This window comes from Xanthobacter dioxanivorans, assembly GCF_016807805.1.
In the GTDB taxonomy this organism is placed as follows: domain Bacteria; phylum Pseudomonadota; class Alphaproteobacteria; order Rhizobiales; family Xanthobacteraceae; genus Xanthobacter; species Xanthobacter dioxanivorans.
In genome coordinates, this window is sequence record NZ_CP063363.1 from 34655 (window position 1) to 57301 (window position 22647).

Consider the following 22647-nt stretch of genomic DNA (forward strand, 5'->3'; position numbering starts at 1 on the left):
CCCACATCATGCCGTTGCCCATCATCTCGTTCATCATGGCCGCCTCCTTTCATTCTGCAGCCTCCACGAGGGCTGGTGGTTTGAACACTACCTCGACTAACTCCGCAGAGGACATTGCCGGCAGTCGCCATCCCTTGATCGACCCGTAGATGACCGAGATTACCACCAGGGTCAGAATGGTCGGCGAGATCATGCCGCCGATCATCGGCACGGCGATGCGCTGCATCGCCTTGGAGCCGGCGCCGGTGCCCCACAGGATCGGCACGAGCCCGGCCGTGATAGATGGGTATTCGGAAAAGCCTAACGACTAGCCTTAGCTACTCCCCACTACGCAAAGCGTAATTGCCATCTTCACCCGGCTTCACCAAATAAAGTCTCGATCAACGGGCATTCTGGTAGGGTGCCGTCGGCGCATTGCGCGACCACGTCCTTCAACACCCGCTCCATTCGTGTGAGATCGGCAATCTTCGCCCGCACGTCGTCGAGATGGGCAGCGGCGACGGCGCGCGCTTCGGCGCAGGGCTGGTTGCGTTCGTCAACGAGCCGCAGCAGTGCGCGGATTTCATCCAGCGAGAAGCCGAGCTCGCGCGCTCGCAGCACGAAGCGGAGGCGGCGCTCGTGCGTGGTGTCATAGCTGCGATAGCCGGCTGCCGTGCGCGGCGGCTCGGGCAGAAGTCCGACCTTCTCGTAGTAGCGCACCGTCTCAAGATTGCTGCCCGTCCGCCGGGCGAGCTCCGCTCGCTGCAGGCCCTTCACGCCAGCGTGATCGCGCATCATATAAACCCTCTTGACCCTGTAGTGACTACAGACTGCATCCTACGACCCAATGAGAATTTCGGCAAGGAAAGAGAGGTCGGACATGGTTGTATCGCGATCCGGAGCTGCAGAGTCGGCGCCCGCCGCGGCTGGTCACTCCTCGCCCTTGCGGACCGAGGTCGGACGGCAGCGCCTGGTCGCCGTCGGCGGCATTCTCGGAGCGTTGGCCGCCTCGTCCTGCTGTGTCATTCCGCTCATTCTGTTCAGCCTCGGCATCGGCGGCGCCTGGATTGGTAATCTGACCGCACTTGCGCCTTACAAGCCGCTCTTCGTGGCAGGGACTGCAGGCGTTCTCGGATATGGCTTCTACCTCGTCTACTGGAAGCCACGGCAGGCCTGCGCCGATGGCACCGCCTGCGCACGCCCAGTCCCCAGCCGCATCGTCCAGATCGCGCTTTGGCTTGCGACGGCGCTCGTCATTGCCGCCTTCGCCTTCGATTACGTCGCTCCGCTGCTGCTTCGCGCCTGAGACCAAGAGGAGATCTGTCCCATGAAGAATTTGAGCGCTTTCACTTTGATCGCATCGGTGATGACTGCGCCTGCCGCCTTCGCCGCCGAACGCACCGTCACCTTCGCCGTCGACAACATGACTTGCGCCTCATGTCCCTACATCGTGAAGACCTCGATGGCGGCGGTCCCGGGCGTGGCGAACGTGACCGTCTCCTTCGAGGCGAAGACCGCGACCGTGACCTTCGACGACGCCAAGACGAGCACCGATGCCATCGCGGCCGCCAGCATGAATGCCGGTTATCCGGCTCACCCGAGGCAAGGCAGCTAGCATGACCGACCCCGCTCTGTTCCGTGTCGGCACGATTGGTGCCGTCCTCGCTGCGATCTGCTGCGTGGCGCCCCTCGTTGCCGTGAGCCTACCCTTGGCCGGCCTCGGCGCGTGGATGGCAGGTGCGGGTTTGGTGGTCCTTCCCCTGATGGTCGCGGGCGTCGGTCTCGTCGCATGGGGTCTGCATCATCGGCGGGAAAGAGCCACGGGCTGCAACACGAAGATTCGTACGGAAGGCATGAAGCCATGAACAATTGCTGCGCGTCCTCCTCCCGGGGCAGACCTGCCGTTTCTCAGCCCACGACACCGCCGAGCTTTGCAGTGCGGCCGGGCGTGACGTTTCCGGATGGGTCGGTCGTCACGTCGCCGACGGTTCGCGACGCCCTGCAGGCCATGGTCGGCTCCGACCATGTGCTCAACCGGTGGAGCGGCTACGATTCCGCCACGGACCGCGTTCGCGTTGCGCTGCTACAGCTCTACGCCGAGCATGGACGAGCCCCGGCGATCGACGCGCTTGCCGAGCACGCGGGGTTGAGCGAGCTGGCGGCTATCCGACCATTGCTCGAAGAACTTCGCCAGCGCGATCTGGTCGTGCTCGACGGCGAGCGGATCGTCGGCGCCTATCCCTTCACCGATCGGGACACGGGCCATCGGGTCATGCTGGACGGACGCGTTGTCAACGCCATGTGCGCCGTCGACGCGCTTGGCATTGGTGCGATGACCGATCGCGACACCGCGATCACCTCGCAGTGCCGCCAGTGCGGGGCGCCGATCCGAATCGACACGCGGGATCGAGGGCGGGCGATCGCCGACCTCGAACCGCGGACGGCCGTCATGTGGCAGAGCGTCCTCTATGAGGGCGCGTGCGCCGCAAGCTCGCTGTGCGCGACGACCGCCTTCTTCTGCTCAGATGAGCATCTTTCCGCCTGGTGCCGCGAACTCCCCGCCGACGAGCCGGGCTTCCGGCTGTCGATCGAGGAAGGGCTGCAGGCCGGCCGCGCTCTGTTCGGGCCGAGCCTCGCTGGTCTCGATGTGGCATCGAAGAACACGGCAGTCGAGAAGCGCCCCTTCCGCGCCAACGGTCGCAACGGAGGCGCCTACGATCTCGTCGTGATCGGCGCCGGCTCGGCCGGCTTCTCTGCCGCGATCACGGCTGCCGACCAGGGTGCGCAAGTCGCGCTTGTCGGCAGCGGCACCATCGGCGGCACTTGCGTCAATATCGGCTGCGTGCCGTCGAAGACCCTGATCCGCGCCGCCGAGACACTGCACAACGCTCGCGTAGCAGCCCGTTTCGCCGGCATCACGGCCGAGGCCGAACTGACCGACTGGCGCGAAACCATTCGCCAGAAGGATGCGCTCGTCTCCGAGCTGCGCCGAGCCAAGTATGTCAACCTGCTCCCGGCTTACAACGGCATTGCCTATCGCGAAGGGCCGGCTCGTCTTAGCGAAGGGGGTGTCGAGGTAGACGGCGCACGCATTCCCGCCGACAGGATCATCATCGTCACGGGCGCACGGCCAGCGATCCCCGCAATCCCCGGTATCGACACCGTGCCGTATCTCACCAGCACGACCGCGCTCGACCTCGAGGAGCTGCCGCGCTCGCTGCTCGTCATCGGCGGCGGCTATATCGGTGCGGAGCTTGCCCAGATGTTCGCCCGTGCTGGCGTCAAGGTGACTCTCGTCTGCCGCTCCCGCCTGCTCCCCGAGGCCGAGCCCGAGATCAGCGCAGCGCTCACTGGGTATTTCGAGGAGGAAAGGATCACCGTCGTTTCTGGTATCGCCTATCGCGCGATCCGCAAGACCGAGTACGGTGTTTCTTTGACCGTCACGCGCGATGGCCAGGATGTTGCTATAGACGCCGATCAGGTGCTGATCACAACCGGGCGCACGCCCAACATCGAGGGCCTTGGGCTTGCCGAGCACGGTATCGCCGTGTCACCGAGGGGCGGCATCGTCGTCGACGATCGCATGCGGACGACCAAGACCGGCGTCTATGCCGCCGGCGACGTCACCGGCCGCGACCAGTTCGTCTACATGGCCGCCTATGGCGCTAAGCTCGCAGCCAAGAACGCGCTCAACGGAGATGACCTGCGCTACGACAACCGCGCCATGCCCGCCATCGTCTTCACCGATCCTCAGGTGGCGAGCGTCGGTTTGACCGAGGCTACGGCGCGCGCCGCCGGTCATGCGGTTCGTGTCTCGACGATCGGTCTCGACCAGGTGCCGCGTGCGCTTGCAGCCCGCGATACCCGGGGGCTCATCAAGCTCGTGGCCGACGCCGGTAGCGGTCGGCTCCTCGGCGCGCACATCCTCGCGCCGGAAGGCGCGGACAGCATCCAGACCGCGGCGCTGGCGATCCGGCAAGGCCTCACCGTCGACGACCTCGCGGACACGATCTTTCCGTATCTCACCACTGTCGAGGGCCTGAAGCTCGCGGCACTGTCGTTCGGCAAGGATGTCGCGAAGCTCTCCTGCTGCGCCGGATAAACGCGGCCAGACCACGCTTGCTATTGTGGTAAACGATTAAGAAAGATGGGTAGTCCCGCGTCTTCCAGAAACTGGTCTGTATTAGCCGGGCTCTGCATGGCAACGACACGGATGATGTCCGGGTGTGCGCTGCGCATCTTGCGTTCAAGAAGATCGATCGCGTCATGGACGCTTGGATGTCGAGCGCGGGATCGGCATGGCAATGATAGTTGACCACGAGACCGGCGGGCGTCTGCCGGACCCGAACGTCGTGCACGTTCCGGATCGTGCCGATTGTCGCGGCCAATGAGGTGATGGTTGCAGAAATTTCCGAGGCGACGGCCGGTGGCGCGTCTTCCCCAACCAGATGCGGCACCTCGAGCGGCTCGATGTGCGTTTCGACTTCCGTGTCGGCGCCGAGTTCGGCCCGGATCGCCACTTCGAATTTCGAGGCAAGGCCGAGGACCGCAAACAGGCTCATCCGGCCGTCTACCTCGATGTCGAGTCCAATCGACAGGCGCTCGCCAATGTCCTGCACCGTGACATGGTGTGCCGTGGCCGCGCGAGCTGAGCAAGATTGTGACCCAAAGGATCGCGACCGATCAGCCAGCTGTGCCAGCGCGTCCGTCTGAACCAGCGCTTGCGGCAAAGGCTGAGCCGGATGCTCAGCGAGCACACGGGCGGCTTCGACCGCGGCCGCGGCCTCGCGCACCTCGCGGGCGGCGGATTGCTGCGAGCCTCGGACGATCGCCCTCTCGGCCGCCAACTCGCGCTGCGACTCCGGGTCGAGCCCGCCCCGGCCTTCCTGGCGCCGCTCGGATTCGATCGCTCGATCTGCCAGCCTTTGCGCCGACGCCGCCTCTCCTTCCTCCTTTTCGCGAACCTCCTGGGCGTGCGCGATCAGCCGGTCGGCATTGGCTCCGGCGATCGCCTCGACCTCAGATCGCGAAAGCCGTTGGACCCCGCCTTCTTGGGCACGCTGCAGGTCGACACGGTTGGCGAGCGTCTCGAGATAGCGCGCCGACGTCTCCCTTCGTGCCGAACTTGCTCCATGAAGAGGAGCTCGGGTTCGATGTGGGTTTCGAGGACCGGGGACGGGTTGTCGTTCTGCAGTTCAAGCTCGGCCATGAGCTGAAGCGCTTTCATCGCGCAACGCCGGTGCAATCCGTACCGGGGCTGCAACACCCGTTCTGGCGATTCATCGTCGACACGTCGGGGCACCAGTTTCAACGCCTGACGGAATTCGAGGCCAGCGACGCTGACACATATTATGTCGCGCCCAAATTCTCGGACTGGAAGGTTTATGACAGCGCATTCCAGGACGGAAAAGTGCTGGAGAAATCGCTGCTGCTGAAGCCGTCGGAGATTTCCCGAGGGGTCCAGGCCCAGGGTGGATCCGCCGGCACGCATCGCATCGTTTATGACGACTTGAACCGATATGTCTGCTCCGAGCCAACGGCCCTTCGCGAATCCCGGCCCGGCGAGGTCGCCACCGAGATCGCAACTAAGATCAGGCAGTCGAAAGCGACGCTCGAAGAACGGATAGAACGCCTCTACGAGCGAGACCGGACGGCGGCCGGACCCGGCGCCCTCGCCCGCTCGAGGCAGGACCGGATATTCGCCCGTTTCGGGAATCGGACGAACGGCATGGCTGCGATCGTCGGGCTGGAAGCCTAGTCCCAGGGGGCGCAGCTGCTGTTCGTGACCGACGCTCAGGCTTAGCAGTGCATCGGAGGCGGCGGGCGATCAACGAAAGTCGCGCGTCTTCACCCTGATCTCATAGAGATGGCCAGCCGTCGATCTGGACATTCCGGACAATCCGGACTATATAGATATTCGAAAATCATGGAGGCTGGCATGGTCGCAACGGCTCGCAAGACGGGTGATGGGGCGCGGTTCAACGTGAACAGTGCCGCAGTCGCCGATATTCTCGATGTACTTGCCCGGCACAATCCTGGAATTTCCAGATCCGTGCTGAAGGGCAAGAGCAAAGTCATCGCGGCGCTGACGGCGGCCGCGGTACGGCTGTCCGACGAGCAGCAGCGGCAAATCCTAGCCCACGAAAACGAGCTCGCGGAAGCGATGCAGACCGTGGTCTCCGGTCTTGCCGGACGCCACACCGAAAAGCTCACCCAGCTCTCTGTCGACAAACCCGTCGAGGTCAGCCAGGGAGCTGGCTTGGCCGATCTCGTTGATCTCGACGAAGGCCGCCGGCGTCTTGCGGCCTACGCGACATCTGTTCGCCTTGAGGACTGGGCGGGGCCGGTTGCCGGGCCCGGTGACATCGAGAAGGCATTCGGCACCAAGCGTTCAACTCTGCATGACTGGCAAAGGCGCGGTGCCGTCATCGGGCTGCTCAAGGGCGAGCGCAAGCATGTGTTTCCCCTGGCGCAGTTTGTCGATGGCCGGCCCGTGGAGGGCATGTCGGCGCTCACCAGGATCATCCGCAACCCGCGAGCCGCCTGGCAGTGGCTTATTCAGCCCAAGCCGAGCATTGGTGGATCGCCGCTCGACCGGCTCAAGGCTGGCCATCTGGACGAGGTCATCGACGCGGCCGAACGTGACTTCGGCTGACCGTGAATCTTGATCCGCAGACAGTCGTGGACCTGGCCCTGGCGTTCCGGCCACAGGGCTATCTGCGCGTTATGCCGGCCGCCCATGCCGCGACCCCGCTTGGCATGGGCTTCGGTCACACTCGCTTCTCAAGTCCCGATCGGTCGTTTCGGCTGATTTACATCGCTCGTGATCTGCCTACGGCAATCGCTGAGACGATCGTCCGAGACCGCTTCGAGGGCGCCACCGAGCGCATCCTCGACCATAGCGAAATCGAGGAATGGGCCGTTGCGGAAGTTTCCGCGCCATCCCCACTCGTGGTTCTCGATCTCAGAACGACGGGACTGCTGCGCCTCGGCGTCAGCACCGACGCGGCTCGCGCCAAGGCACATCACGAAGGACAGCAGCTCAGCAAGGCCGTCCACGGCGCCTTTGCGGCTGATGGGCTACTCTATTCTTCCCGATTGACCTCGGCCGAGTGTCTCGCAGTCTATGACCGCTCCGTCGCGGCCAAACTGGTCGCTGAGCCCGCCATGAATCTCGTGCAGCACCCGGATCTGATTGGAGCGCTGAAAGCAATCGGCGTTTCGATCCGGACGGCACCATGATACGGATCGAATGGAATGGGTTGCTGACCAAATTTTGTATATAAATTGCAGCCAGAAAGTGGGCAGTGATGACCGATCCTACATCCGACATTCTCGATCGCATCCACCTGACGTATCGCCAAACTACCCGCAACCCGCCTTTGGGCCGAGGCGTTCTACGCCACTCGCCCTGATATTCACGGCCTGTGTTGGGTTTCGAGGCAGGATGATCGTGATCCCGTCGCTCGCCGGCGTCCCTCGTCGCCAGGAGATGTGTGAGGGGTCGTTTGCGGGAGGGGGCGAAATCCTACGCTAAGCCAAGAACGCGCTTCCCATAGTCCCTGAGTTCGCCTTTTGGGCCGACGTAGCGATAGAGAGTGACGCGCTCGATCCCGAGTTCCTTGCACAGATCGGAAACGGAAGTATCGCGCTGTGCCATGGCCGCCTGGGCGAGACGCACCTGTGCCTTGGTCAGGGCGAATTTTCGGCCGCCTTTGCGACCGCGCGCTCTTGCGGCGGCGAGGCCAGCCATGGTCCGTTCGCGGATCAGGTCACGCTCGAACTCGGCCAGAGTGGCGAAGATACCGAACACCATGCGGCCGGATGCGGTGGTGGTGTCGATCTGGGCGCCCTTTCCGGTCAGCACCCGCAGGCCGATATTGCGATCCGACAGATCCTTCACCGTGTTGACCAGGTGAGCGAGCGATCGCCCGAGGCGGTCGAGCTTCCAGACCACCAGCACATCGCCGTCGCGCAGGGATTTCAGGCAGGCGGCCAGTCCGGGCCGATCGTCGCGGCCGCCGGAAGCTCGATCCTCATAGATATTGTCCTGTTCGACGCCGGCGGCGCGCAGGTCGTCGTGCTGCAGATCGAGGGACTGGGAGCCATCGGCTTTGGAGATGCGAGCGTATCCGATCAGCATGTTTCTTAAACGGTGGTTTGAGGGGGGGGCGCTGGCCACGAATGATTTGTTCGCTGGAAATGTATCTCAACCAGCTTCATAAACAAAGCGTCTTGAACATCATCGGATTTTGAAAAAGGAACATGGATGCCGCGTCGCGTCACTCTAACCGATCGGCAGAAGGACGCGCTGTTGCGCCTGCCGACCTCGCAGGCGGATTTGCTCAAGCACTATACGCTGAGTGATGAAGACCTTGGACACATCAGGCTGCGCCGACGCGCTCACAACAGGTTCGGCTTCGCCCTGCAATTGTGCGTCCTGCGCTATCCCGGCCGGGTGCTGGCTCCGGGCGAACTGATCCCAGCAGAGATCGTCGAATTCATCGGAGCACAGCTCGGCCTGCTTGCCGACGATCTCGTTGACTACGCCGCCCGCGAGGAAACGCGGCACGAGCATCTTTCCGAACTGCGGGCGCTCTACGGATTCCGCACCTTCTCCGGACGTGGTGCGCGCGAGCTGAAGGATTGGCTGTTTCGGGAAGCCGAGATGGCGGTGTCAAACGAAGATATCGCCCGTCGCTTCGTGGCGGAGTGCCGACGCACCCGCACGGTTCTTCCTGCAACATCGACGATCGAGCGGCTTTGCGCCACGGCCCTGGTCGATGCCGAGCGGCGGATCGAGACGAGGATCGCCAGTCGGCTGTCCGTGCCCATCCGGGAACAGTTGCTGGCATTGCTCGAGGAGACGGCCGACGATCGGGTGACCCGCTTCGTGTGGCTGCGTCAGTTCGAGCCGGGCTCGAACTCTTCGTCAGCCAACCGGCTGCTCGACCGGCTCGAATACCTGCAACGTATCGATCTCCCCGAGGAACTGCTGGCCGGTGTTCCTGCTCATCGGATGACACGCCTGCGCAGGCAAGGCGAACGGTACTATGCCGACGGCATGCGCGATCTTCCGGAAGACAGGCGGCTTGCGATTCTGGCCGTTTGCGCGTCGGAATGGCAAGCGATGCTCGCTGACGCCGTGGTCGAAACCCATGACCGGATCGTCGGCAGGCTCTACCGGGCATCGGAGCGCATTTGCCAAGCGAAAGTCGCCGACGAAGCGAACGCGGTGCGCGACACCTTAAAATCCTTCGCCGAAATCGGCGGCGCTCTGGTCGACGCACAGGATGATGGCCAGCCGCTGGGCGACGTCATCGCGAGCGGATCAGGGTGGGACGGCTTCAAGACCCTTGTTGCAATGGCAACCCGGCTGACCGCCACCATGGCGGACGATCCTCTCAATCATGTACTCGACGGTTATCATCGGTTCCGGCGGTACGCTCCGCGCATGTTGCGCCTGCTCGATCTGCGGGCTGCGCCGATCGCGCTCCCGCTTCTCGAAGCGGTGATGGCTTTGCGTACTGGCTTGAACGATGCCGCACATACCGGCTTCCTTCGGCCCAGCTCGAAATGGCATCGCCATCTTCGTGCCCAGGCGGTCGGCGACACTCGCCTCTGGGAGATAGCGGTGCTGTTCCATCTGCGCGATGCCTTCCGATCCGGAGATATTTGGTTGGCCCGATCCCGGCGCTATGGCGACCTGAAGCATGCGCTCGTTCCGGCGCAGGCTGTCGCGGAAGGCGGTCGTCTCGCCGTGCCATTGCGGCCGCAAGAATGGCTGGCGGATCGGCAAGCTCGCCTCGATATCCGGTTACGCGAACTGGGCCGCGCCGCGCGCACCGGCACGATTCCCGGCGGGTCGATCGAAAACGGCGTTCTGCATATCGAGAAGCTCGAAGCTGCCGTACCGACCGGCGCCGAAGATCTGGTGCTCGATCTCTACAAGCAGATCCCGCCCACGCGGATCACCGATCTCCTGCTGGAGGTGGATGCAGCGACCGGCTTCACCGAAGCGTTCACGCATCTGCGCACCGGAGCGCCCTGCGCCGACCGGATCGGGCTGATGAACGTCATCCTTGCGGAAGGGATCAACCTCGGCCTGCGCAAGATGGCCGACGCGACGAACACGCACACCTTCTGGGAGTTGATCCGCATTGGACGGTGGCATGTCGAGGGCGAAGCTTACGACCGGGCGCTGGCCATGGTGGTCGAGGCGCAAGCGGCGCTACCAATGGCCCGGTTCTGGGGCATGGGCGCCTCCGCTTCGAGCGATGGGCAATTCTTCGCCGCTACGGAACAAGGCGAGGCCATGAACCTGGTCAACGCGAAATACGGCAATACCCCGGGTCTGAAAGCCTATAGCCACGTCTCGGACCAATATGCGCCGTTCGCGACCCAGGTGATTCCTGCGACGGCGAGCGAAGCTCCCTACATCCTCGACGGCCTGCTCATGAACGATGCCGGCCGCCATATTCGCGAGCAGTTCGCCGATACAGGCGGCTTCACCGATCACGTCTTTGCCGCATGCGCCATTCTCGGCTACCGGTTTGCCCCTCGCATCCGGGATCTGCCGTCCAAGCGACTCTATGCGTTCAATCCATCGGCCGCGCCGGCCCACTTGCGGGCCATGATCGGCGGCAAAATCAATCAGGCCATGATCGAGCGCAACTGGCCCGATATCCTGCGCATCGCCGCCACCATTGCAGCCGGAGGCATCGCGCCTAGCCAGATTTTGCGCAAGCTCGCCTCCTATCCGCGGCAGAATGAACTGGCCACAGCTCTGCGGGAAGTAGGCCGCGTCGAGCGGACGCTGTTCATGATCGACTGGATTCTGGACGCCGATCTCCAACGCCGCGCCCAGATCGGGCTCAACAAGGGCGAGGCCCATCACGCGCTGAAACGAGCCATCAGCTTCCATCGCCGGGGTGAAATCCGCGACCGTTCCGCCGAAGGCCAGCATTACCGGATCGCCGGCATGAACCTGCTCGCCGCCATCATCATCTTCTGGAACACCATGAAGCTCGGCGAAGTCGTCGCCAACCAGAAACGCGATGGAAAGCCGCTGTCGCCCGATCTCTTGGCCCATGTCTCGCCGCTGGGATGGGAGCATATCAACCTCACCGGCGAATATCGGTGGCCAAAGCCTTAGCGTAGGATTCCGCCCCCTCCCGCAAACGACCCCATGTTGGCCTGTTCCAGCGTCATCGCCATTTTTCATTCTCCCAATTTTCAATCCGAACACAGAATTTCCAACCCCGACGGCGCCGTGATTTCGCCCCCGACTGCACATCGCGTCACCGCGTGCGCGCCACTCCTTGGTTTGCCCCATCGTCGCTGCGCCGTATACTGACCGGTCTCTCGCCGCCGTACGCCCAGTTAAGCAGTTCGACGGTATGTACGATGGGCATACCTGCCCGATCGGCGATTTGCGTCATGCAGCCGATATTGCCGGTCGCGACGAGGTCGGCGCCGGTTGCGGCGATATTCTTCACCTTCCTGTCGCGCAGTTTGGCGGAAATCTCGGATTGCATGATGTTGTAAGTGCCGGCCGAACCACAACAGAGGTGTGCCTCTCGAGGCTCGCGCACGTCAAAGCCAGCGCGCTTGAGGAGATCCCTGGGCTGGCGCATGATCTTCTGGCCGTGCTGCATCGAGCAGGCAGAGTGGTAGGCCACGGCAAGGCCCGGTACTGTCGTTGGTTCGGGCATGTCGAGGGTAGTCAGGTATTCTGTCACATCCTTAGCCAGCGCTGAAACCCGCGCCGCCTTGTCGGCATAGGCCGGGTCCAGCCTCAGCATGTAACCGTAGTCCTTGATCGTCGTGCCGCAGCCCGACGCGGTGATGACGATGGCGTCGAGCCCTGCGCTGTCGATCAGCCGCGACCAAGCATCGACATTGCGTCTTGCCTGCGCAAGCGATTCCTCTTCGCGGCCGAGATGATGCACCAGCGCGCCGCAACACCCCTCTCCAGGCACAGCCATGATCTCGATACCGAGCCGTTCCAAGAGCGCCGCCGCCGCCTCGTTGATGCCCGGATTGAGTACAGGCTGAGCGCAACCCGTGAGCATAGCCACCCGCCCGCGCATCGGTCCGTTCAATCCGCGCGGGCCGTTCTGCGCTTGCGGAAGGGAAGCCGGCACCAGATCGAGCATGGCGGCGATCGGTTTCAGCGCCGCGGACTTCCTGAACAGGCCAGCAAACGGGCGGCTCAGGGCAGCCAGCTTCAGTGCCGCGCGGAATCGCCCAGGATAGGGTAACACCTTCGCTAGTACTGCCCGGATCAGCCTGTCCATCACAGTACGACGGTAGGTCTTTTCGATATGCGCCCGGGCGTGATCAACCAGATGCATGTAGTTCACACCTGACGGACACGTCGTCATGCAAGCGAGGCAGGACAGGCAGCGGTCGATATGCGTGACGATCTCGTTATCCGCCGGACGCCCGTTTTCCAGCATGTCCTTGATGAGATAGATCCGCCCACGGGGGCTGTCGAGTTCATTGCCCAGCGTGACATAGGTCGGGCAGGTCGCAGTGCAGAAACCGCAATGCACGCATTTGCGCAGGATCTTTTCCGACTCTGCAACACCCGGATCGGCGAGTTGTTCGGGCAGAAAATTGGTCTGCATAGTCAACCAGCCATCCGTCCGGGATTGAGAATGTTGTGGGGATCGAAAGATGCCTTCACGCGGTCGCTGAGATTGCGCAGGGCTGACGCCTGTGGCTCGAAGGCCAAAACGGTCGCGCGCGCTTCAGCGCTCGCCCGCACCAGCGTCGCGTGCCCGCCGCCGTGCCTTTTCACCAAAGTGCGTAGGCACTCTGCTTCCGGCTCTCCGCCTTCCATGCGGAGCCAGATCAGGCCACCCTGCCAATCGTAGAAGAAGGACGCGGGCGTGGTGCGCCGCAACTCCATCGTCATCGCAGGCGCCGCCGAGGGTCGCATCGACACACGCCAGACAGGTGTTTGCGTGCCGTCAGCGAATGGGATGCAATCGCGTACATCGCGCCAGATCGTCGAGGATCTATCCTCATCGAATACCTGCAGATCGGCCGTTGCCAGGAGTTTGCGGAGCAGTTCGAGGCGATACTCAATTGACGGCGGCAGGCCTTCCAATCTCAGCAAGGTGGCCGGCTCCGGTCCCAACGCGCCATCGCCGACAGCTCCCGCCAGACGCTCCGGCAGATGCGCTGCACTGGAGACCTCGGCGCTGGAACCCATCGCCTGCGCCATGGCCGCCGCTGCTTCGCGGTCTTGCAGGCCACGAATGGCGAGGGTCGTTTCCGTCTGAGCGGCGGGCAGGACCTTGAAGGTAACGTCCGTGCAGACGGCCAGTGTGCCCCATGATCCGGCCATTGCCTTTGATACATCGTAGCCGGTGACGTTCTTGACGACGCGCCCGCCCGCCTTAAAGGCCTCGCCGCGCCCGGATACTGCGCTGACGCCAAGGATGTGGTCGCGCGCAGCGCCAGCTTTCAGTCTGCGTGGGCCCGACAGGTTGGCCGCCAACGCGCCGCCAATCGTACCTCTTCCACGTTGAGCTCCATGCAGTGGACCGTAGTCCATAGGCTCGAAATCCAGACGCTGGTTCCGATCGGCCAGCAGCTTTTCGATCTCCGCGATTGGCGTTCCGGCTCGGGCCGACAGCACTAGTTCGTCGGGCTCATAGAGCGTCACACCAACAAGCTTCGAGAGTTCCAGCGTGTGTTCAGTCTGCGCGAGCCATCCAATGCCGCGTTTTGACCCATTGCCCGTAATCTCCAGCGTAGCCCTTTCGCCCGCCGCCCATTTGACGACAGACAGGACTTCCTCCGGTGTTGCTGGTGAAAACGCCGCCATCAGAACCTTGGGATGTCCGGAAATGGAAGCTGTCCGCGATGCACGTGCATGCGGCCAAGTTCCGCGCAGCGCCGCAGTTGCGGAAACACCTTGCCGGGATTGAGCAAGTGATTGGGATCGAATGCGCATTTGATCCGCATCTGCTGGTCGAGATCGGCCTCCGAAAACATCTCCGGCATAAGATCGCGTTTTTCGACGCCGACACCATGCTCGCCGGTCAGCACGCCGCCGACCCTCACGCACAGCCGCAGGATGTCTGCTCCAAACTCTTCTGCTGCAGAAAGCTCGCCGGGAATATTCGCATCATACAGGATGAGCGGGTGGAGGTTGCCGTCGCCGGCGTGAAACACATTCGCCACCCGCAGCCCGTGCTTCACGGAAAGCTCCCGCATGCCGGCCAGCACGCGCGGCAACTCCTTACGCGGGATCGTGCCGTCCATGCACAGATAGTCAGGCGAAATGCGGCCAACCGCGGGGAATGCAGCCTTGCGCCCCGCCCAGAAGGAAAGCCGTTCCGCATCGGACATCGAGACGCGGCAGGTCGTGGAGCCATTTTGCCCGGCAATCCGCTCCACTTCCGCAATCAGGTGATTGACTTCGGCGGGCGGGCCATCAAGCTCTATGATCAGGAGCGCTTCGACATCGAGCGGATAACCGACCCGGACAAAATCTTCGGCCGCCTCGATGGCTGGGCGGTCCATCATTTCCATGCCGCCGGGGATTATGCCTGCCGCGATCACGTCAGCGACACATTGGCCGCCCTGCTCGCTGGTCGGGAATCCGATCAACACGGCGCGTGCGGTTTCTGGCTTCTTGAGGATGCGCACCGTCACCTCCGTGACGACGCCGAGCAGCCCCTCCGAGCCGATCATCAGGCCCAGGAGATCATAGCCTTCAGAGTCCAGATGCTTTCCGCCAAGACGCACAATGTCGCCATTCACCAGCACCATTTCGATCCCAAGCACGTTGTTGGCGGTCAGTCCGTATTTCAGACAGTGCACGCCGCCTGAATTCTCCGCCACGTTGCCACCGATGGAGCAGGCAATCTGCGAGGATGGATCTGGCGCGTAGTAGAACCCTTCGTTTTCGATGGCGTTGGTGATGCCGAGATTAGTCACGCCCGGTTGCGCTACCACTGCTCGGTTCGCGTAGTCGATTTCGAGGACTCTGTTGAAACGGCTCATCACAAGCAGAACCGCATCGGCCAGCGGCAACGAACCGCCCGACAGCGACGTGCCCGATCCGCGCGGCACGACGCGAACGCCGTTGTCATTGCAGAAGCGCAGGACGGCCGAAACTTGTTCGACGGTTTCCGGCAACACCACAACCAGGGGCAACTGCCGATAGGCAGTCAACGCATCCGACTCGAAGACGCGCATCTCATTGACGGCGTCGACCACGCCTTCGCCTGGGACGATCGCACGCATCTCGGCAACGATCTCCGCACGGCGGGAAAGGACGCTCGTCAGTGGCTCGGGCATGACAATCGACAAGGATCAACTCCGATATCAAACGCCTCGGTTACGCATTGAGAGCGATCATCGACTTCTCACAGTTTGACGCTGCGGCGGTTCGGTCAATTCTTGCCGAACATGTTCGTCCACTCGTCCGTGCCCGGCTTTGCTTCCCAAGTCTTCTTCTCGGCCAGCGTGTTCAATCCCGTATGAACGCCTGGCCTGTTCTTGATGGCATGGTACCAACGATCGATATTGGGGTAGTCAGCCAAGTCGCGACGATGCAACTTGCGCGTACGCACCCACGGGAATGTGCTGATGTCAGCGATCGAATATTCGCCGGCGAGATATTCTTCTGCGCCGAGGCGCTTCTCTAGGACGTTGTAGATTCGTCCGGCCTCGCGATCATAGCGTTCGATAGCGTAGTCAATCTTCTCTGAGGCATAAACCATGAAGTGATGCGCCTGGCCGAGCATCGGCCCCATGCTGGCATTCTGAAAGATGAGCCACTGGATCGCCTCATATCGCCTCACCGGATCTTCCGGCAGAAAGCGCCCGGTCTTCTCGGCGAGATAGAGCAGTACTGCCGCCGATTCGAATATCTTGATCGGCCGGTTGTGCGGGCCATCGTGATCAACGATGGCCGGCACTTTGTTGTTGGGATTGACCTCCAGATATTCCGGGCGGAATTGTTCACCTGCCGTGATGTCCACGGGAATGACATTGTAAGGCAGGCCCAATTCGGCGAGCATAATCGCCGCCTTATAACCGTTCGGCGTCGGCCAGAAGTAGAGATCAATCATGGCCAAGCTAGCCGACAATCTTCAGGGGAGGGGCCTTTGCGCCCTTCGGACGGTCGAGCAGCAAGCCCGGATTCAACATCCAGTTCGGATCGAGTTCCGTCTTCACAGCGCCTAGAACCCGCTTGAACGTCGGATCGGCTTCCATGTCGTAGAACTCCCGGAACGTCTTGCCTACCGCGTGATGGTGAGTACACGTCCCGCCGAGCTCCATCAGAGCATTTGAGGCGACGTCGTGCAGCAACGTATAGGCTTCGAGGCTGTTGGCGTGCGTTGAAGGCGCCATGATCGAATAGTACGGTGCCGGTCCATCCGGATAGAGGAACGAGAACCGCCGGCAAATAATTCCGCCCCCAAGCTCCTTTTTCTGGACTTCGCGAATCCGGCGCATGATCTCGGTATCGAGCGCTTCGAACTTGTCCCAGGTGTAAGCCGTTTCAAAGGTGAAGCTGACGATGCCCATAGCTGCGCGGGTGTGCATAAGACGGGGCAGGTAGCGGAACTGGTGACGCCAGTTGCCTTGTGCGCCGCTTCTGCTGGTTTCCAGAGCGTTGTCGCTGGTTCCAGCACGCTGCTTTACCGTGCCGCCGAAGTCCTGACAGATCTCGATGCCGCGATCGAGCCATGCGTCGACTGGGTGATCGGCGGATTCAAAGCCGAGCAACAAGACCGACTCCGTTCCATCGCCCGCGCCGTAGAACTTGGCGTCAAGTTCATCGAGGTAACGGCAGTTTGCGGGAAATAGCGCCGCCTGGGTAATCTGGCGCACAGCCTTGGCGCCTTCATAGAAGGACTTGAACGAGATCGCCGCGTTGGCGCGGAACTTGACCCGTCCCTGCAAGCGCATCCAGGCCTCGGTGATGATCCCGAGCGTACCCTCGGAGCCGATAAAGATGCGGTTCGGATCGGGACCGGCGCCGGAGCCAGGCAAGCGACGGTTCTCAAGCGTGCCGGTCGGAGTTACGACCCGCAGGCTCTCCACCATTTCGTCGATATGCGTGAGATGGGTCGCATAGTGACCGGCAGATCGGGTGGCAATCCAGCCGCCGAGCGACGAGAATTCCCAAGACTGTGGAATGTGGCGCAGTGTCAGGCCGTGCGGCTTCAACTGCTCCTCAAGAGCCGGCCCGAGAATGCCGCCCTGAATGCGGGCGGCGCGCGATACCGGATCAATCTCAAGGATTTTGTTGAGGTTACCCAGATCGACAACCACGACACCTGGAAATGCGTCGCGATCGGGGCCCCAGAAACCGCCTGTCACACTCGATCCGCCGCCGAAGGGAATACAGGCGTAGCCGTTCTCTCCACACCAGTCGAAGACGGCTGCAACGTCGGCCTCGTCTTGCGGATATGCGACGACATCAGGAGCTCGGCTGAACTCACGCCGATAGACAAGCGTCAGGTCTTTGAAGCCCTTGCCATAGGTATGTGCGACGCGATCCCATTTGTCCGTCGTACAGAAGGCCTCAAGCGACTGCGGTATCTTGATACGGCTTGGGTGAAGCTCGATCTCATCCAGCGTCGGGTCAGTGAGGATCTTGATGTCCTTGATGCCGAGGCGCTGTTCAACGCGCTCGCGCATGACATTGATTTCTTCGTTCGAATTATCTTCGCCTTCGTAGCCCCATGTCCAGAACTTCCGGCGCTTGCCGTAGTAGCCGCTCTTCTGTCTCGCCACCGGTTTTCCTCCTTCAGTTTACGCCAAGCCAATGTTTCCGCCTGGACGCAAGTAACTACCTTGCGTGCCAAGGTATTCCATTTTGGTAAACCAATTTGGCATATCCAAATTGGATAGTCAACGCGTAAGGCGGGTAAATCGTGGCGTGGTTTTAGCGTTTCTTGCGAATGGGAAGCGCACGCAAGCGGCGATCATCGCCCGGCTCTGAGGCCAGGTTTGTCGCGCTCACGCCCGATGACGGCCGGCGCTGTGCCGTCATCCCGGATTGGTGTAGGCGGTCTTCACACTCGTGTAGAATTCCGCAGCATAGCGGCCCTGCTCGCGCGGTCCGTAGCTTGAACCCTTGCGCCCACCGAACGGAACGTGGAAATCGACGCCGGCCGTCGGTGCATTGACCATGACCATGCCTGCCTCGCTGTTCCGCTTGAAATGGGTGGCGTATTTGAGGCTCTGAGTAACAATTCCCGATGATAGTCCGAACGGCGTGTCGTTCGCCAATGCAAGAGCCTCGCCGTAGTCCTGCGCTTTGATCACGGCGGCAACCGGTCCGAAAATCTCCTCACGCGAAACACGCATGCCGTTATGAGCTTCGACGAAAAGCGTGGGCTGCAGGTAGAACCCGGGAGTTTCCCGCTCAAGCCGCTCTCCGCCAAACGCAATCTGGGCACCCTCCCCCTTGCCGATTGCGATATACTTCTCATCCTGGTCCAGTTGGCTTTGATCGACGACCGGACCAATATGCGTGCCGGGTTTCTGCGCGTCGTTGACCACTGTCTTTTCCAGCCTTTTGACCACGGCTTCGACGAACGCGTCGTGGATGCCCTTGGTGACAATCAGACGCGAGGACGCAGTGCAGCGCTGTCCTGTAGAGAAGAACGCGCCGTTGACGGCGCATTCGACGGCGGTAGCTAAGTCCGCATCGTCAAGCACGACGAGCGGATTCTTGCCGCCCATCTCGAGCTGGAACTTTCTGTGATGTTCGACGGACGCCAGCGCTACGTTCTTGCCCGTCGATGTCGAGCCGGTAAAACTAATCGCCGCGACGTCGGCGCCGTCGAGAATCGCCTGTCCGATCACCGAGCCACGGCCCATCACGAGATTTAGGACGCCAGCGGGAAGGCCCGCCCGGTGCAGGATATCGGCGATCGCCCATGCCGAGCCGGGAACGAGGTCCGCCGGTTTGAACACAACCGTGTTGCCATAGCAGAGCGCCGGCGCGATCTTCCAGGCCGGAATGGCGATCGGGAAGTTCCACGGCGTGATGATGCCGACCACACCGACCGGCTCGCGTGTGATCTCCACAGAATAGCCGGACCGAATCGACGGTAGGACTTCGCCGGCGAGCCGCAAGGCCTCGCCGGCGAAGAAGTCGAAGATCTGGGCCGCGCGCACGGTTTCGCCAATGCCTTCGGCCAGCGTCTTGCCTTCTTCGCGCGCAAGCAGCCTGCCAAGTTCGTCCTTCCGCGCCATTATCTCGATAGCTGCGTTCTTCAGGATGGCATTTCGCTCAAGCAGTCCCGAATGCGACCATTTCGGGAAGGCGGACTTTGCGGCAGCGATTGCGGTAAGGGCATCAGCCTTGGTCGCCCGCGCATAGTCCCCAACAACGTCATCGGTGTTCGATGGGTTGATGTTGGGAACCGGTTCGCCGCCGATCCATTCGCCATTGATCAGATTCTTGTGCAGTTCAGCCACGGGGTTGCTCCTTGGGAGGATGCTCGATCACCGGCTTCCAGAGCCGACCTCGATCGAAGGGAAATCGCTTTGCGGGGCGACGCTTGCTAGAATGCCGGGTCAGTCTTCAATCGGGGACTGTTGCGCAAACTTCTTCAGTTCATGCTTTCTGATTTTGCCGTTCGGAGCCATCGGCAGCTGCGGCAGGACGACAATGCGTTGCGGTCGCTTGTATTGGGCGAGCGTGTTCTCGATGAACGCCGACAACTCGGCTGGTTCGACTGCCCCGCCGGGGACCAATTCAACGAACGCAATAATTTCTTCGTTGCCCTCCACCGGAACGCCGATGACGGCCGCGTTCAGGACCGCATCGTGCGCGTTGAGCGCCGCCTCGACCTCCTGCGGATAGACATTGAAGCCGGAGCGAATAATCAGTTCCTTTGACCTTCCCTGAATGGTGATTTCGCCCATTTCATTGAGGCTCACGAGATCACCAGTGCGCAGGTAGCCATCGGCATCAATGACGTCCCTGGTCAATTCCGGCTGCCCATAGTAGCCGAGCATCACATTTGGCCCCTTGACCAGAAGCTCGCCGCTTTCTCCCTGGCCAACTTCATTGCCGTTCGCGCCCACGACCTTAACCGTGACGCCCGGAATCGGGGTCCCGATGTTGATCTCGCCAGTGCCCTTCTCATAGATCGTGCGGCTGATCGTCGGCGACGTTTCTGTCAGGCCGTAACCGTTGTGCAGCACGACGTCGAAGATATTCTCGACCTTCTGGCGCAGCGAAAGGTCCAGCGGGGCCGTTCCCGAATAGACGTAGCGAAGACTGTTTGGCGTCATCGTGAGATTGTTCTTCTCGACATGCGCGATCACCCGGTTCAACAGCGCCGGAACCGCATTCAGGATCGTCACCTCGCCGCTCGCAACCGCATCCAGCGTCTTTTCGAAATCAAACCTCGGCATGATCTTGAGGCGGCCGCCGGCGAACAGCAACCCCTGCAACAGCACCAGCCCATACGAATGCGAAATCGGCATGACACACCAGGCGACATCTTCGGCAAACAGCGTCTTCATTCGCTGGCCGCGGCAGGCTACGTACAAGAGGTTCCGGTGACTGAGCATTACGCCCTTTGGGCGCCCTGTCGTTCCCGTGGTGTAGATCAGAACCGCGACCTGTTTCGCCGCGTCCTCATACACCTTTTCCGGCGCTGCACTTTCATTCATCTTGCCGACTTTGACCTCTCCGATCCCGCTCATATGCAAGGTTTCGGCCGCGGCATTGGTCGCGTGAACATCGGCGTCTGGTGACACTAGGCTGGTGTAGAAGACCCGTCTTGGCTGGCTGTCGTGCTCGATCAATGCGATCTCGCGCTCGCTCAGGCGCGCGTTCGTGGTCACCGCCCATGCATCGAGTTGGCTGGCCGCATACATCAGGATGATTGCGGCTACCGAGTTCTCGCAAACAATCATTACCCGGTCGCCGGCGCGAATGCCAAGCTCGCTCATCTCGGTCGCCACCCGATCGACAGTGGAAATCATCCGGGCATAGGACCAGTCGTTTCCCAGTTCGTCGGTAATGGCGACGCGCGTATCACCCTTCTTCGCGCCCTCCTTGAGAATCTCATGGATGCGATCCGGCAAGTTCGAAAGCAGATCCATGATGACTAGGCTCCATCCCTAACGCCCCGAGAATGCCGAGACGTCTCAAGTTTTCCCGACAGAATGGTATACCATTGTGGTATACCATTCTGAGTAATGTCAAGCTGCTGAGCGCAGCCTGCGCATGCCTGACGCTGTCAGTTTTCCACCCGAACTCCATTCCGGATCCGGTAAGTCGGGGAATACATTGTAACCAGTTCCTCAGCCGCAGTCGGATGCACTGCCATCGTGCGGTCGAACTCCAGCTTGCGCATCCCGGCTTTCAAGGTGATCCCGAGCAGTTGGACAAGCTCGCCAGCGTCGGCGCCCAAAATATGCGCGCCGAGAACGACATCCGTCTTGGCGTCAACGACCAGCTTCATGAGCATGCGTTCGCTTCGGCTGCCAAGCGTGTTGCGCATCGGCCGGAATTGCGCACGGTAGATATCAATGTCCTGAAACTGCGCCCCAGCCGCCTCCTCGGACAAGCCAACGGTGCCGATCTCCGGTTGCGAGAAGACAGCAGTCGGAACGAGGTCCAGATCGGGGCGTGTCGGATTATTCTTCCAGAGCGTCTCGACGAGACACATCGCCTCGTGAATCGCTGCAGGCGTGAGTTGCACCCTGTCGGTCACATCGCCCACGGCCCAGATATTCGGCGCGCTTGTGCGTGAGAATTCATCGACCAGCACCTCGCCGAAAGGTCCGACTTCAACCCCGGCCTTCTCCAGGCCGAGGCCTTGCGTATTCGGTTCCCGGCCGATGCACATCATGACTTGATCCGACGTCAGCTCTTCGCCCGTGCTCAGATCGACTTTGATCTCCGCGCCGGATGGTCGGGCGACGCGCTCGATCGTCGCCTCGGTGATGATCCTTATGCCCTTGGTCTCCATTGACGCATGCAACGACTGGCGCAGATCGTGATCGAAGCGTCGGAGAATTTCCTTACCGCGGTAGACAAGGGTGACCTTTGCCCCGAGCCCATGAAAAATGTTTGCGAACTCAACCGCGATGTAACCACCTCCGGCGATGACGATCGCGTTCGGCAGCGCTGGAAGATCGAAAACCTCATTGGATGTGATGCAATGTTCGATGCCAGGCAGGTTGACCGGCAGCGTTGGCTTGCCGCCCGTGGCAACCAGTATCTGGTCAGCGGTAACGGTCCGCTGCTCGTCCTCAAGAAGGAGCGTGTTCCTGTTAACCAGCACAGCTCTCGACCGGATCGTATCGCCGCCTGCATTCCTGACGCCGTTCTGGTACAGGCCCTCAAGTCGCTCTATTTCCCTGTCCTTGTTAGAGACAAGCATCTTCCAGTCGAACGTGGGCGACGGCAAGGCCCAGCCAAAGCCGGCGGCGTCCTCGAACTGCTCGGCAAACTGGGCGGCATAGACAAAAAGCTTCTTGGGAACGCAGCCGCGGATCACGCAGGTGCCGCCAAACCGGTACTCTTCGGCCAGTCCTACGCGCTTGCCCAAAGCAGCCGAAACGCGGGCCGCCCGCACACCGCCAGATCCCCCACCGATGACAAACAAATCATAGTCGTACTGCGCCATCCGTGATCCTTCTCAAAGCCTGCGGTGT

The 22647-nt window shown here is 61.7% G+C and carries 19 protein-coding genes and 1 pseudogene; 8 read left to right on the forward strand and 12 right to left on the reverse strand.

Annotation, left to right across the window (positions count from 1 at the left end; genetic code table 11):
* Positions 1-49: 49 nt before the first annotated feature.
* Together EZH22_RS29620 and EZH22_RS29625 are read right to left on the reverse strand one after the other, a co-directional pair.
* Positions 50-283: pseudogene (locus EZH22_RS29620) on the reverse strand (efflux RND transporter permease subunit); the annotation flags it as partial.
* A gap of 68 nt (positions 284-351) precedes the next feature.
* A complete protein-coding gene (locus EZH22_RS29625) occupies positions 352-774 on the reverse strand; it encodes a MerR family transcriptional regulator (protein WP_203196931.1) in 423 nt (140 codons plus the stop codon).
* Positions 775-859: 85 nt separating this feature from the next.
* Between EZH22_RS29625 and EZH22_RS29630 the strand changes: the two genes are divergently transcribed.
* The 4 genes from EZH22_RS29630 to merBA are packed head-to-tail and all read left to right on the forward strand — an operon-like array spanning position 860 to position 4081.
* A complete protein-coding gene (locus EZH22_RS29630) occupies positions 860-1285 on the forward strand; it encodes a mercuric transporter MerT family protein (RefSeq protein WP_203196913.1) in 426 nt (141 codons plus the stop codon).
* Positions 1286-1306: 21 nt separating this feature from the next.
* Complete coding sequence (locus tag EZH22_RS29635; protein WP_203196914.1) at positions 1307-1594, forward strand: heavy-metal-associated domain-containing protein; 288 nt, start codon at positions 1307-1309, stop codon at positions 1592-1594.
* Between the two features lies 1 nt (position 1595).
* On the forward strand, positions 1596-1844 hold the full coding sequence (locus EZH22_RS29640; protein WP_203196915.1) for a mercury transport protein: 249 nt from the start codon (positions 1596-1598) through the stop codon (positions 1842-1844).
* Positions 1841-4081 (forward strand): mercury(II) reductase, encoded by a 2241-nt coding sequence (merBA, locus tag EZH22_RS29645; RefSeq protein ID WP_203196916.1) that lies wholly within the window; start codon positions 1841-1843, stop codon positions 4079-4081. The genes EZH22_RS29640 and merBA overlap by 4 nt, the downstream gene beginning before the upstream one ends.
* Here the strand turns inward: merBA and EZH22_RS32265 are convergent.
* A complete protein-coding gene (locus EZH22_RS32265; RefSeq protein ID WP_229644195.1) occupies positions 4002-4826 on the reverse strand; it encodes a cation transporter dimerization domain-containing protein in 825 nt (274 codons plus the stop codon). The genes merBA and EZH22_RS32265 overlap by 80 nt on opposite strands.
* A gap of 308 nt (positions 4827-5134) precedes the next feature.
* Here EZH22_RS32265 and EZH22_RS29655 point away from each other — a divergent pair, with 308 nt between their 5' ends.
* The 3 genes from EZH22_RS29655 (at position 5135) to EZH22_RS29665 (ending at position 7221) form a co-directional block, all read left to right on the forward strand.
* Positions 5135-5737 (forward strand): hypothetical protein, encoded by a 603-nt coding sequence (locus tag EZH22_RS29655; protein ID WP_210352043.1) that lies wholly within the window; start codon positions 5135-5137, stop codon positions 5735-5737.
* Positions 5738-5917: 180 nt separating this feature from the next.
* Complete coding sequence (locus EZH22_RS29660) at positions 5918-6634, forward strand: antitoxin Xre/MbcA/ParS-like domain-containing protein (protein WP_203196918.1); 717 nt, start codon at positions 5918-5920, stop codon at positions 6632-6634.
* A 26-nt stretch (positions 6635-6660) separates the two neighbouring features.
* Positions 6661-7221, forward strand: coding sequence for an RES family NAD+ phosphorylase (locus EZH22_RS29665; protein ID WP_229644194.1), 561 nt, complete (start codon positions 6661-6663; stop codon positions 7219-7221).
* Between the two features lie 286 nt (positions 7222-7507).
* Here the strand turns inward: EZH22_RS29665 and EZH22_RS29670 are convergent, their stop codons facing one another.
* Positions 7508-8122 (reverse strand): recombinase family protein, encoded by a 615-nt coding sequence (locus EZH22_RS29670; protein ID WP_113946499.1) that lies wholly within the window; start codon positions 8120-8122, stop codon positions 7508-7510.
* Positions 8123-8248: 126 nt separating this feature from the next.
* Here EZH22_RS29670 and EZH22_RS29675 point away from each other — a divergent pair, with 126 nt between their 5' ends.
* A complete protein-coding gene (locus EZH22_RS29675; RefSeq protein WP_113946498.1) occupies positions 8249-11134 on the forward strand; it encodes a Tn3 family transposase in 2886 nt (961 codons plus the stop codon).
* 145 nt (positions 11135-11279) lie between these two features.
* Here the strand turns inward: EZH22_RS29675 and glcF are convergent, their stop codons facing one another.
* From glcF to gor, 8 genes are all read right to left on the reverse strand, one after another.
* Positions 11280-12611, reverse strand: a complete 1332-nt coding sequence (glcF, locus tag EZH22_RS29680; protein ID WP_137113780.1) for a glycolate oxidase subunit GlcF — start codon at positions 12609-12611, stop codon at positions 11280-11282.
* Positions 12612-12613: 2 nt separating this feature from the next.
* Positions 12614-13819 carry an FAD-binding protein gene (locus EZH22_RS29685; RefSeq protein ID WP_203196920.1) on the reverse strand — a complete coding sequence of 402 codons (1206 nt, stop codon included), beginning with the start codon at positions 13817-13819 and terminating at the stop codon, positions 12614-12616.
* Complete coding sequence (locus tag EZH22_RS29690) at positions 13819-15300, reverse strand: FAD-linked oxidase C-terminal domain-containing protein (protein ID WP_203196932.1); 1482 nt, start codon at positions 15298-15300, stop codon at positions 13819-13821. The genes EZH22_RS29685 and EZH22_RS29690 overlap by 1 nt, the downstream gene beginning before the upstream one ends.
* 95 nt (positions 15301-15395) lie before the next feature.
* On the reverse strand, positions 15396-16076 hold the full coding sequence (locus tag EZH22_RS29695) for a glutathione S-transferase N-terminal domain-containing protein (RefSeq protein WP_137113699.1): 681 nt from the start codon (positions 16074-16076) through the stop codon (positions 15396-15398).
* A 7-nt stretch (positions 16077-16083) separates the two neighbouring features.
* Positions 16084-17751 carry an FAD-binding oxidoreductase gene (locus EZH22_RS29700; RefSeq protein ID WP_137113698.1) on the reverse strand — a complete coding sequence of 556 codons (1668 nt, stop codon included), beginning with the start codon at positions 17749-17751 and terminating at the stop codon, positions 16084-16086.
* A gap of 255 nt (positions 17752-18006) precedes the next feature.
* Positions 18007-19446, reverse strand: coding sequence for an aldehyde dehydrogenase family protein (locus EZH22_RS29705; RefSeq protein ID WP_137113697.1), 1440 nt, complete (start codon positions 19444-19446; stop codon positions 18007-18009).
* A gap of 99 nt (positions 19447-19545) precedes the next feature.
* The gene (locus tag EZH22_RS29710; protein WP_203196921.1) at positions 19546-21087 is read right to left on the reverse strand and encodes a class I adenylate-forming enzyme family protein; all 1542 of its coding nucleotides are present in this window, start codon (positions 21085-21087) and stop codon (positions 19546-19548) included.
* Positions 21088-21224: 137 nt separating this feature from the next.
* Positions 21225-22619: a glutathione-disulfide reductase gene (gene gor, locus EZH22_RS29715; RefSeq protein ID WP_137113695.1), complete on the reverse strand. Its 1395-nt coding sequence runs from the start codon at positions 22617-22619 to the stop codon at positions 21225-21227.
* Positions 22620-22647: the final 28 nt, after the last annotated feature.